Source organism: Gemmatimonadota bacterium (genome assembly GCA_041390125.1).
GTDB lineage: Bacteria > Gemmatimonadota > Gemmatimonadetes > Longimicrobiales > Gaopeijiaceae > JAGQIF01.
This window is the reverse complement of the sequence record JAWKQN010000008.1, coordinates 1-11,148: the sequence shown is the minus strand read 5'-3', so window position 1 is coordinate 11,148 and position 11,148 is coordinate 1. Positions and strand designations below refer to the sequence as shown.

The window sequence follows — 11,148 nt, the reverse complement described above, 5'->3', positions numbered from 1 at the left end:
CGGCCGCGCCAGGTGCCGCCGCCCCCGGGTCGCCGCCACCGGGTTGCCCGGGGGCCGACCCGGTCGCATGCTTCCGCCCTCCATCCCCCTCCGCAGCGCGGACATCCATGCGCATCAACGTCCACGACTTCGAGCGAGAAGCCGAGGAGCGCCTGCCCCGGCCGGTCTTCGACTACTACCAGGGCGGCGCCCGCGACGAGATCACGTTGCGCGGCAACCGCTCCGCGTTCGACGCCATCCGGATCGACTACCGCGTGCTGCGTGGGGTGGGTCGACGCGAGACCCACGCCACGCTCCTGGGCGCCGACGTGGGGGTCCCGATCGGCGTGGCGCCGATGGCGCTGCAGCGCATGGCACACGCGGACGGGGAGGCGGCCACGGCCCGGGCCACCGCCGCCGCCGGGGCCCTCATGGTGGTGAGCACCATGTCCACGCTCTCGCTGGAGGAGGTGGCGGCCGCGTCGTCGGGCCCCACGTGGTTCCAGCTCTACGTCTACCGCGATCGCTCCGTCACGGAGTCCCTGGTGCGCCGGGCGGAGGCGGCCGGGTACCAGGCGCTCGTGCTGACGGTCGATACGCCCTGGGTGGGGGTGCGCGAGCGGGACGTGCGCAACGCCTTCGGCATGCCGCCCGGGATGCAGTTCGCCAACTTCGTGTCGGTCGGCCTCGAGGACATGGGCCATGGCGGCCGTGGCTCCCATCTGGCGCGCTACAGTGACGCCCAGTTCGATCCCGACCTCACCTGGGACGACGTCACCTGGCTCCAGTCGATCACGTCGCTGCCCGTGGTGGTGAAAGGCGTGGTGCACCCGGACGACGCACGTCTGGCCGTCGAGGCGGGTGCCAGGGGCCTCGTGGTCTCCAACCACGGCGCGCGCCAGCTCGATACCAGCCCGCCCGCCATCGAGGCGCTCCCGCGCGTGGTGGAGGCGGTCGAGGGGCGCGCCGAGGTGTACGTCGACGGCGGGATCCGCCGCGGCACGGACATCGTCAAGGCGCTGGCGCTCGGTGCGCACGCGGTCTGGGTGGGGCGCCCGGTGCTGTGGGGTCTGGCGGTGGACGGAGAGGCGGGAGTGCACGAGGTGCTCTCCCTGCTCCGCAGCGAGCTGGAGGACGCCATGGGGCTCTCCGGCTTTCGCACGCTCGAAGAAATCCGTACGCTCGGACCTGCATCGGTGCGGTTCGGGCCAGCCTACTGAGAGACAGGACTCGACGATATGAGTGAGAAGGTGGAGAGGGTCGGACGCAGGGCGTTCCTGGAGAAGGCGGGATCGGCCGCCGTGGGCGGCGGGATCCTCGCCGCCTGCGGGGCCGGGGAAAGCGGCGGCGAAGCCGGCGCGCCGGCCGTGCAGACGCGCCCACGCGTGCAGTGGCGCATGGCGTCCTCCTTCCCGCGTGGTCTGGACGCGATCTTCGGCGCGGCCGAGCGGCTCGCGGCGGAGGTCGAGCGCATGTCGGAGGGCCGGTTCACCATCCGGGTGTATCCGGCTGGCGAGCTCGTCCCGGCGCTCGAGGTCATGGACGCCGTGCAGAACGGCTCGGTGCAGTGCGGCCATTCGCCCAGCTACTACTTCCAGGGCAAGAACCCCGTGCTGTCCTTCGACACCTGCGTGCCGTTCGGCTTCACGCCCAGGCAGCAGCTCGCGTGGCTCCTGGAGGGTGGCGGCATGGAGCTGATGCGCCCGCTCTTCTCGGACTTCGGCATCATCAACTTCGTGGCCGGCAACACCAGCGGTCAGATGGGCGGCTGGTTCCGGCGGGAGATCAACACAGCGTCCGACCTGCAGGGCCTGAAGATGCGCATTCCCGGCCTCGGCGGTGAGGTGATGAGCCGCTTGGGCACCAACGTTCAGGTGCTCGCGGCCGGCGACATCTATCCCGCGCTGGAGCGCGGTGCGATCGACGCGACCGAGTGGGTGGGCCCGTACGACGACGAGAAGCTCGGCCTGCAGGACGCGGCCACCTACTACTACTACCCGGGTTGGTGGGAGCCGGGCCCGTCCATGACGCTGCTCGTCAACCAGCAGGCGTACGACCAGCTGCCGTCGGACTACCAGGCGATCCTGGAGAACGCCGCCTACACGGCCACTGCCGCCATGTTGAACGCGTTCGACGCGCGCAATCCGGACGCGCTCCAGCGCCTGATCCAGGGCGGGACGCAGCTGCGGCGCTTCTCGAACGAGATCCTGGCGGCCGCCAAGGACCAGACCACGCAGATGCTGGAGGAGGCCGCCGCCGGCGACGCCTCCTACCGCCAGGTCTACGAGCAGTGGAAGGGGTTCCGGGACAAGTCCTTCAGTTGGTTCAGCACCAACGAGAAGGCGTACCAGGACTTCATCTACTCGAACCTGTAGCGCGACCGGGCGGACCGTGGAAGGGCAGCAGCGCTTCACCGACGAGGAAGTACGGCTCATCCTGGCGCGCGCGGCCGAACGGCACGAGCACAGCGCGCGGGGACAGACGCTGGTCCGTCACGGGCTGACCCTGACGGAGTTGGAGTCCGTGGCGGCCGAGGCGGGCATCGATCCCGTCCATGTGGCCGCGGCGGCGCGGGAGTTGGACCTGCGCCGGGAGCAGGGGCTCCCGGCGCCGCTCGCCTCCAACCCGGACGAGCTGGCGCACGTGCGCGTGCTGCCGGGTCCGGTGGACGACGAGCTGTGGGGCCGCATCGTGGGGGAGCTGCGCTCGACGTTCGGGGTCTCGGGCGTGGCGTCGCAGTTCGGACGCATCCGCGAGTGGTCCACCACCACCGGCAAGAACGACAGCTCCGGCACTCCGGCCGTGCGGGTGCGGGTCGAGCCGGACGGGAGCGGCACGTCCATCAGCATCCGCCGCGACCTGAAGGGCATGCGCACGCTGCCGCTGACGCTCGGCGGAACGTTCGCCTCCGTGGCGGTGCTGTTCACGCTGCTTCTGACGGTGGGCGCCTTCGACGCCAAGGCCATGGCCCTGCCGGCCCTGTTCGGCGGGGCCGCCGCGGTGTCCTTCATGGGCGCGCGCTTGGCCTACAAGGGGATGCTGTCGAAGTCGGACGAGCAGTTCCGTCGCGTGCTCGACGCCGTGGAGCTGGCCGCGCTCAAAGCAGGCACGCCGCCGACGGGCTGAGCGCCGACGTGGCTCCGGCCGCGCTGCGAAGGGGCAGGCGTGCGCGACGCGGATCCCGGCTCATGGACGCGGATGGGGATGGCCCGGAGGTCGGGTGCCCCCACGCGAACGGAAGGGAGCCGCCGCAGCGGCTCCCTTCTCTCGTTCGCTACTGGATGAGCCCTGTCACCAGCTGCGGGAACAGCACGATCAGCAGCAACCCCACCACCTGGATCCCGATGAAGGGGATCACGGATCGGTACAGATCCCGTGTGGTCACCTCGGGTGGAGCCACGCCGCGCAGATAGAAGAGCGCGAAGCCGAAGGGCGGCGTGAGGAACGACGTCTGCAGGTTCATCCCGATCATCACGCCGAACCACACCAGGTCGATGCCCAGCAGCTGCGCCGCGGGGGCGACCAGCGGGATGATGATGAAAGCGATCTCGAAGAAGTCCAGGAAGAAGCCGAGCAGGAAGATCACCAGGTTGGCGATGAGCAGCAGGCCGACCTTCCCACCGGGGAGGTTGGTGAGCAGCTCCTCGATCCAGAGGTCGCCGTTCAGACCGCGGAAGACCAGCGCGAACAGCGTCGAGCCGATCAGCAGGAAGATCACCATCACGGTGAGCGCGGCGGTCTCGCGGGCGCTCTCCCAGAGCACCTTGCGGGAGAAGCGCCGGCGCCCGATGGCGAGCAGGATGGCACCCACGCTGCCCAGCGCGCCCGCTTCCGTCGGCGTGGCGATGCCCAGGAAGATGCTCCCCAGCACCACCAGGATCAGGGCCAGCGGTGGGAAGAGGACCGTGATCACGTCCTTCGCGAGATTGCCACCCGCCTGTTCCCGCATCTCGGCCGGCAAGGCCGGTGCGGCCGCGGGACGCGTGACGGCCACGAACACGGTGTAGGCCGCATAGAGCCCCGCCAGCATCAGGCCGGGGATGAGCCCGCCCAGGAAGAGATCGCCCACCGAGACGCCGAGCTGGTCGGCCAGCACCACGAGCACGATGGACGGCGGGATGATCTGTCCCAGCGTACCCGAGGCCAGGATGACCCCGGCCGAGAGCTTCTTGTCGTAGCCGTACTTGAGCATCACCGGCAGCGAGATGCTGCCCATCGCCACCACGGAGGCGCCCACCACGCCGGTGGCAGCGGCCAGCAGCGCGCCCACGAACACCACGCCCAGCGCGAGGCCGCCCCGCAGGCTGCCGAACAGGCGACCGATGGTCGTGAGCAGATCCTCGGCCAGCTTGGCCTTCTCCAGGATCAGGCCCATGAAGATGAAGTAGGGGACGGCGAGCAGCACGTAGTTGGACATGATGCCGAACACGCGCTGCGGCATGGCGTTGAAGAGGTGCCAGTCGAAGTGGTTCATCTCCACCCCGATGACCGCGAACGCCAAGGACGTCCCGCCGAGCGCGAACGCCACGGGATAACCGAGGAAGATCACCAGGAACACCGCCACGAACATCAGCGGTGCCAGCAACTCCATGCTCATTCGGCCGCCTCCGCCTTGGAGCGGGGCTCGACCTCTTCCGTGCTGAAGAGCTTGATGGCCTCGGAGACGCCCTGCAGCAGCAGGAGGATGAAGCAGAGCGGGATGACCGCCTTGAGCGGGTAGCGCGGCAGCCCGCCCGGATCGGGCGACATCTCCCGGGCCGCGAAGGAGTTCTGGACGTACTGGATGGACGTCCAGAGCACGAACACCGAGAACGGGATCAGCAGCAGGAACGTGCCGATCAGGTTGATCCGGCGTTGGGCCTTCTTGCTCACGGCCGAATAGAGCACGTCCACGCGCACGTGTGCGTCTCGGCGCAGCGCCCAGCCGGCGCCGAGCAGGAAGATGAGGCTGAAGAGGTACCACTGCAGCTCGAGGTAGACGTTCGAGCTGAGGTTGAGCCCCACGAACCGTCCCACGTAGCGAGCCACGGCGTTGTAGGACCCGAAGGCCACCATGGCGAGGATGAGCACCGTGACGATCGCTCCCCAGAGGTCCGAGAAGCGGTCGAGCGCGAGGGACAGCATCCGTAAGCCCTTCATTTCCTCTCCTGTCGTGGGACGGCGGCCAAAGTAGGGAGGGCTCCGGTGGTTGGCGAGCACCCGAGCGGGTAGCTTCACCGTCCATGTCCTCCGTCCTCCGCCGCGCACTCGGCGGCGCGCTGCTCCTCCTCGCGATCCTTCCGGTGTACCGCCTGCTCGCGGGACGCCCGACCGGCCCGTGGGGTGAGGCGACCGTACGACAGGCCGCGTCGAGCCTGGGCACGGCGGTGTGGGGCGTCGTGGTGGCCGTGCTGGTCGGGGTGATCGTCGCGATCGCGGCGGGACGCAGGCACGCACCGCCGGCGGAGGGGCCGGCTCGGGCGGACGGGGTCCTGGCGCGTCTGGTCCTGCGCCCCGGACCCGCCGCGTTCGCGCTGCTGTGCGCGGCGCTGGCCGGGGTCCTCTCCGCGCTGGTGGCGGGGCCCCTCCTCCGGGGCCTGCTCACCAACGTGGACGAGATGGCCATGCTGACCCACGCCCGTCTGCTTGCCGGGGGTCGGGTGGGCGCCGACGTGGGTGCGCTGGGCGCCCACTGGCTGATCCCCAACACGTTGCTGACGGACGCCGGCTGGGTCTCGCAGTACCCGCCCGGACACCTGGTCCTCCTGGCCCTGGGGGTGCGGGCCGGGATGCCCCACGGGGTCGGGGTGGGGCTGGCCGCCCTGACGGCGGGCGCCTCGGCCGCGGCGTTCCTGCGCCTCTTCCCGGCGCGCCCGCTCCTGGCGCGCGCCATGGGGCTGCTGCTCGCGCTGTCCCCGCTCCTCGCCGTCTTCGGCGGGGGCCTGATGAGCCACCTGTCGGCGCTGGCCTTCGCGTCGGTCTCCGTCTGGGCGGCGCTCCGGTCCCGCGACGGAGGATGGGGCTGGGCCCTGGCCGCCGGGGCCGCGGTGGGATGGGCCGTCACCAGCCGCCCCTGGTCGGGGCTGCTCCTGGCGCCCGTGCCGCTGCTGGTCTGGTGGGAAGCGCGCGCGGCGCTGCGGTGGCCCGGGCTGCTCCGTCGCGTCGCCGCCTGGGTGGGCGGTGGCATTCCCTTCGCCGTCGGGCTCGGGCTCTACAACCGCGTCCTGTTCGGCGCCCCCACCCGTCTGGGCTACGAGGTGGCGTACGGGCCCACCCACCGCCTGGGCTTCCACGAGGACCCATGGGGTCACGCCTACGGGCTGCTCGAGGCCCTCGGTTACACGTCGGCCGACTTCGTCGCCTTCGGGCTCCAGATCCTGGAGGCTCCGGTCCCGCTCACGCTGCTCGGGGCGCTCTTCCTGGTGGGCGCGCACCGGCTGGGACCGGGCGCGCGCGTCCTGCTGCTCTGGGCGGTGGCACCGCTCGTGGGCGCCTTCCTGTACTGGTTCCATCAGCCGCGCATGCTCTTCGAATCCCTCCCGGCCTGGGTGGGGCTGGGGGTGTTGGGGGCGGCCTGGCTGGTGGAGCGGACCCGGGGGCGGGGAAGGGCGCTCGTCGTGGGCACCTTGGGGGCGAGCTTCGCGCTCGGTCTCGGCGTCTTCGCGCCGCAGCGGCTGATGGGCTACCGCTGGCCGGCCGAGACGCTGGCCCGCATCCGCCTGCCGGCGCTCCCGGAAGGGGAGCCGGCCCTGGTGTTCGTGCACGCGAGCTGGAACGAGCGGCTCGCGTCCCGCCTGGAGGTGGAGGGCTTCCGCGCCGACGCCCTGAACCCCCTGCTCCGGCGGAACGACGCATGTCGGCTGGAGGTGTGGCTGGCATCCCAGCGCGACCCGCAGGAGGACGGCGTCCCGTCCGCCCCGGCTCCGGAACTCGATCGCGACACCTCACCCGGCACCCCGAGCGGGCTCGTCCGGGTGGAGACCGGCCCCGACGTGGGCGCGCTCATCGATCCCAGCCGTCCCTGGCCGGAGCCCTGCGTGCGGCAGGCTTCGGCGGACCGCTTCGGCGCCGTCTCCTTGGCGCCGCTGCTGTGGCAGGGGAGCCCGCCTGGAGTCGACGGCGCCGGCCCGCGGTCGTCCGGGACCGACCTCGCGCGCAGCACCGACGCGCTCTTCGCGCGGGACCTGGGTCCCGAGGCGAACCGGGCGCTCCTGGAGCGTCTGCCAGGGCGGACGGTCTGGCTCTTCACGCCGGTGGAGGCGGGTGCCGCGCCATCCCTGCTGCCGTACGAGGAAGGCATGCGCCTGCTGTGGGGAGGCGCGGCGCGATAGTGGGTGCAGCGCAGCAAACACGCATTCGTGCGTCCCTCGTTCGCCGTGCCGCTTCACCCGACACACCGCGTGTGACAGGGGAACCGCCGGCGCCTTCGACCGGTAGAGCCGAGGAGCTGGAAGGATCTCGGGTGGAGGGACAGCATGGACGACGGGAGCGGAAGGAACGTCGCGCGGATCCTGCTCGGCACGATGCTCGTCTTCGCCGGCACCAGCCATCTGACGTTCGCGCGCAAGGCCTTCCGCGCGCAGGTGCCCGACTTCGTGCCACTGGATCCCGACACCACCGTGCTCGGGTCCGGTGTGGTGGAGATCGGTCTCGGCACCGCGTTGATCTTCGCCAATGAGCGACAGCGCGAGCGGGTGGGCAACGTCGCAGCCGCGTTCTTCACGGCCATCTTCCCCGGCAACGTCTCCCAGTACGTGAACCGTCGGGATGCCTTCGGCCTGGATACGGACGGGAAGCGGTTTGCGCGTTTGTTCTTCCAGCCAGCGCTGGTGTACTGGGCGCTCGCCAGCACCCGGACGGGCGAAGGGGACTGAGCAGAACGGGGCGGAGCGGCGTCGCTCGCCCGGCTCTCGGGGCGCCCTCGTCGAGAAGGAGCGGAGCCGCAAGGCGAGCCGGGCCGTGGGCTTCCCGGCCAGCGACGGGTGCGTGGCGGATCGACCCCCTTCCGGACGCGGGCTGAGCCGCTCCCGGAACCTGAGCTCCCCGCTGGCGCGCACACCGGTCCCGGCCCCTGGGATCGCCGCTGCGGCCCACACGGGTCGGGAGCCCGGGGTCCCGGCTGCGGCCCGACCGGTCCCGGAGCCTGGATCCCCGCTGCCGCCCACATCGATCCCGGCCGACGGATCTGCGGCTGTGGACCTCGCCGCTGCCGGGCCTTCGCCCGGGGTGGCCCTGTCCTCGCGGACTTCCTACCCTGTAGCGCGGATCGCACCGCCTCCGGGAGACACCATGCGCTACGATCGTCCCACGACTCGGCCCCATCTCGTCATGGCCTTCGCGTCCCCTCCTCCCATGGCGTCTGTGCGCGCCAACCGAGGAGGCGAGGACACCCGCGCGAGCACCCGGGCGCGCTCGCGGAGCGCCCTGCATGGAGCCGCGCTCGTGCTGGTGGGGATGCTCACCGCGCTGCTCCCTCAGGCACCGGCCGCCGCCCAGTCCTTCACCCTCGGCGAGGTGATGTCCGCACCGTTCCCGGGCGGTCTCGTGGCGGCCCCGGGAGGGGGTGCCTTCGCGTGGGTCCAGAACGATCGCGGCGCCCGCAACGTGTGGGTGGCCAGCGCGCCCGACTACCGCGGCCGCGCGCTTACGAGCTGGGAGGGCGACAACGGCCAGGAGGTGGGCAGCCTGACGTTCACACCGGACGGAGCGCAGATCGTCTTCGTACGGGGAGGGGCGCCCAACCGCGCGGGGGAGATCCCCAATCCGACCAGTGAACCGGAGTGGCCCGACCGGGCCGTGTACCGGGTGGCGGTGGCCGGTGGCGAGCCCGTCCGGCTCGCCGCGGGCAGCGGACCGGTGATCGCACCGAACGGGGAGGTGGTGGCCTACACCGACCGGGGTCAGGTCTGGACCGTGCCGCTCGCGGGCGGTGACGCCGAACAGCTCCTGCAGATGAGGGGCGGCGCGTCGTCGCTGACCTTCTCCCCCGACGGGACGCAGCTCGCGCTGGTCAGTGGACGCGGCGACCATTCGTTCGTCGGCATCGTGGACGTGGCGAGCGGCGCTGTGCAGTGGATCGATCCCTCGGTCGATCTCGACGGGGAACCGGCCTGGTCCAGCGACGGCCGCCGGCTCGCCTTCGTCCGACGGCCCAACGTGCGCGATCAGCTCCCGTTCGAGCCACGTCGCAGCGGCCATCCGTGGTCCATCCGGGTGCACGACGTGGCGAGCGGCGAGACCCGCACGGCCTTCGAGGCCGACGAGGGTCCAGGCAGCGTCTTCCAGGGCACCGCTTCCGCGGATCAGCTGTTGTGGTCGGGCGACCGCATCGTCTTCCCGTGGGAGAAGACGGGCTGGATCAACCTGTACTCGGTCCCTGCCACCGGAGGGACTGCCCGCCCACTCGTGACGGGCGCCTTCGAGGTGGAGTTCGCGACGCCCACGCCGGACGGGAGCGCGGTGCTCGTCGCCTCCAACCAGGACGACATCGATCGGCGCCACGTCTGGCGGGTGGACGTGGCCAGTGGGCGCAGCACGCTTCTCACCCCGGGCACCGGGATCGAATGGGAGCCGGTGAGCGACGGCGCGCGGGTGGCGTTCCTGGCCTCGGGGCCGCGCACACCGGCGCACGCCCGCATCCTGGAGGGATCGGGTTCGCGCCCGCTGGATCCGGACGCGCTGGAAGGCTTCCCGAGCGACGAACTGGTCGAGCCCACGCAGGTGATCTTCAGCGCCGCGGACGGCATGCCCATCCACGCGCAGCTGTTCCTTCCGGAGGACCTGCGGGCCGGGGAACGGCGTCCGGCCGTGGTGTTCTTCCACGGGGGCTCGCGCCGGCAGATGCTGCTGGGCTTCCACTACCGCGACTACTACCACAACGCCTACGCCCTGAACCAGTACCTCGCCGCGCAGGGCTACGTGGTGCTGTCGGTCAACTACCGCAGCGGGACCGGCTACGGGCTCGACTTCCGCGAAGCCCTCGACTACGGCGCGCGCGGCGCCAGCGAGTTCAACGATGTGCTGGGGGCGGGGCTGTATCTGCGCGGACGCGCGGACGTGGACCCGGATCGCATCGGGCTCTGGGGAGGCTCGTACGGTGGGTATCTGACGGCGCTGGGATTGGCGCGCGCATCGGACCTCTTCGCGGCGGGCGTCGACATCCACGGTGTGCACGACTGGAACGTGGTGGTGAAGGGCTTCGTGCCCTCCTATAACGCCGAGGCCCGGGCCGAGTGGTCCGACCTGGCCTACCGGTCCTCCCCGATGGCCTTCCTGGACGGGTGGCGCTCGCCCGTCCTGGTGATCCACGGGGATGACGACCGCAACGTGCCGTTCAGCGAGAGCGTGGATCTCGTCGAGTCGCTGCGGGACCGCGGCATCGAGGCCGAGCAACTGATCTTTCCGGACGAGGTGCACGGCTTCCTCCTGCACCGGAACTGGCTCGCGGCGTACGAGGCCACGGCCGGCTTCTTTGCGCGTACGTTGCGGAGCGGGCGGGTGTCGGCGCGATAGCGAGCCCTTGGGTGCAAAGGAGCGCGCGTTGGCGGCGCGGACACGGTGGCCGGGTCAGGTCCGACGCATCATCCGTTTGGCCCTCGGACGCGCGACTCCGAGCCGGGCGCTGACCCGCCCGCGGCTGCTGACCCGAGCCTGAGCGTCCACGTGCGCGTCCCTCACGATCCATGGCGGACGTCGCGGATGCCGAGGGCCTCCTTCATCCGTCGCAGCTCCTCCTCGGTCCGGCGCTTGAGCGGAGGGAGCTGGGGCAGCACGTGACCGCGGGGATCGTAGAAGACAGCCCGCCGTGCACCGTCCAGCTCGACGCGGAAGCCCTCCTCGTGTAGCAGCCGGTGATGCACCCGGCACAGCAGCAGGAGATTGTCCAGCGCGGTGGGTCCGCCCTGCGCCCAGTGCCGGACATGATGCGCGTCGGTGAAGCGGCGCCCACAGCCAGGAAAGCGACACCCACCGTCGCGGATCTCGAGGGCACGGCGCAGCGCGGGTGGAATGGTGCGTGTGCGACGCCCCACATCCAACACGTTTCCCCGCGCATCGGTGGTGAAGCGGACCACGCTGGCGTCGCAGGCCAGGCGCTGCGCGGTGGCGGGCGTGAGTCGGGTGCCGTCTGCCAGCTCGGCCAGCGGCACGCCCGGATCGGCATCGGACCGCCCCGACACCTCCGCGGCAACG

Annotated in this window: 9 protein-coding genes; 6 read left to right on the top strand and 3 right to left on the bottom strand. The window is 71.3% G+C overall.

Translation table 11 applies throughout. From position 1 onward, the window contains the following. The first annotated feature begins 107 nt into the window (after positions 1-107). The 3 genes from R3E98_09350 to R3E98_09340 are packed head-to-tail and all read left to right on the top strand — an operon-like array spanning position 108 to position 3,105. Positions 108-1,199: an alpha-hydroxy acid oxidase gene (locus tag R3E98_09350; protein MEZ4423604.1), complete on the top strand. Its 1,092-nt coding sequence runs from the start codon at positions 108-110 to the stop codon at positions 1,197-1,199. An 18-nt stretch (positions 1,200-1,217) separates the two neighbouring features. Next, positions 1,218-2,354 (top strand): TRAP transporter substrate-binding protein, encoded by a 1,137-nt coding sequence (locus R3E98_09345; protein MEZ4423603.1) that lies wholly within the window; start codon positions 1,218-1,220, stop codon positions 2,352-2,354. A 16-nt stretch (positions 2,355-2,370) separates the two neighbouring features. Continuing rightward, entirely contained in the window at positions 2,371-3,105 is a 735-nt protein-coding gene (locus R3E98_09340; protein ID MEZ4423602.1) for a hypothetical protein, read from the top strand. A 148-nt stretch (positions 3,106-3,253) separates the two neighbouring features. On the opposite strand, the gene R3E98_09335 is transcribed toward R3E98_09340, so the two are convergent. Together R3E98_09335 and R3E98_09330 are read right to left on the bottom strand one after the other, a co-directional pair. Continuing rightward, entirely contained in the window at positions 3,254-4,576 is a 1,323-nt protein-coding gene (locus tag R3E98_09335; protein ID MEZ4423601.1) for a TRAP transporter large permease subunit, read from the bottom strand. Then, positions 4,573-5,118, bottom strand: coding sequence for a TRAP transporter small permease subunit (locus tag R3E98_09330; GenBank protein ID MEZ4423600.1), 546 nt, complete (start codon positions 5,116-5,118; stop codon positions 4,573-4,575). Before R3E98_09330 ends, R3E98_09335 begins: the two co-directional genes overlap by 4 nt. A gap of 83 nt (positions 5,119-5,201) precedes the next feature. Between R3E98_09330 and R3E98_09325 the strand changes: the two genes are divergently transcribed. From R3E98_09325 to R3E98_09315, 3 genes are all read left to right on the top strand, one after another. Further along, on the top strand, positions 5,202-7,289 hold the full coding sequence (locus R3E98_09325) for a hypothetical protein (GenBank protein MEZ4423599.1): 2,088 nt from the start codon (positions 5,202-5,204) through the stop codon (positions 7,287-7,289). Positions 7,290-7,433: 144 nt separating this feature from the next. Further along, positions 7,434-7,832, top strand: a complete 399-nt coding sequence (locus R3E98_09320; protein ID MEZ4423598.1) for a hypothetical protein — start codon at positions 7,434-7,436, stop codon at positions 7,830-7,832. A 415-nt stretch (positions 7,833-8,247) separates the two neighbouring features. Beyond that, positions 8,248-10,470 carry a prolyl oligopeptidase family serine peptidase gene (locus R3E98_09315; protein ID MEZ4423597.1) on the top strand — a complete coding sequence of 741 codons (2,223 nt, stop codon included), beginning with the start codon at positions 8,248-8,250 and terminating at the stop codon, positions 10,468-10,470. Between the two features lie 161 nt (positions 10,471-10,631). Here R3E98_09315 and R3E98_09310 read toward each other — a convergent pair. Then, positions 10,632-11,148, bottom strand: a 517-nt coding sequence (locus R3E98_09310; GenBank protein ID MEZ4423596.1) for an HNH endonuclease signature motif containing protein, incomplete at its 5' end; no start/stop codon positions are given.

Excerpts from the sequence above, each read along its gene's own strand:
- R3E98_09325 (MEZ4423599.1), top strand. The coding sequence starts at position 5,202 with ATGTCCTCCGTCCTCCGCCGCGCACTCGGCGGCGCGCTGCTCCTCCTC.
- R3E98_09345 (MEZ4423603.1), top strand. The coding sequence starts at position 1,218 with ATGAGTGAGAAGGTGGAGAGGGTCGGACGCAGGGCGTTCCTGGAGAAG.
- R3E98_09320 (MEZ4423598.1), top strand. The coding sequence starts at position 7,434 with ATGGACGACGGGAGCGGAAGGAACGTCGCGCGGATCCTGCTCGGCACG.
- R3E98_09330 (MEZ4423600.1), bottom strand. The coding sequence starts at position 5,118 with ATGAAGGGCTTACGGATGCTGTCCCTCGCGCTCGACCGCTTCTCGGAC.
- R3E98_09335 (MEZ4423601.1), bottom strand. The coding sequence starts at position 4,576 with ATGAGCATGGAGTTGCTGGCACCGCTGATGTTCGTGGCGGTGTTCCTG.
- R3E98_09350 (MEZ4423604.1), top strand. The coding sequence starts at position 108 with ATGCGCATCAACGTCCACGACTTCGAGCGAGAAGCCGAGGAGCGCCTG.
- R3E98_09315 (MEZ4423597.1), top strand. The coding sequence starts at position 8,248 with ATGCGCTACGATCGTCCCACGACTCGGCCCCATCTCGTCATGGCCTTC.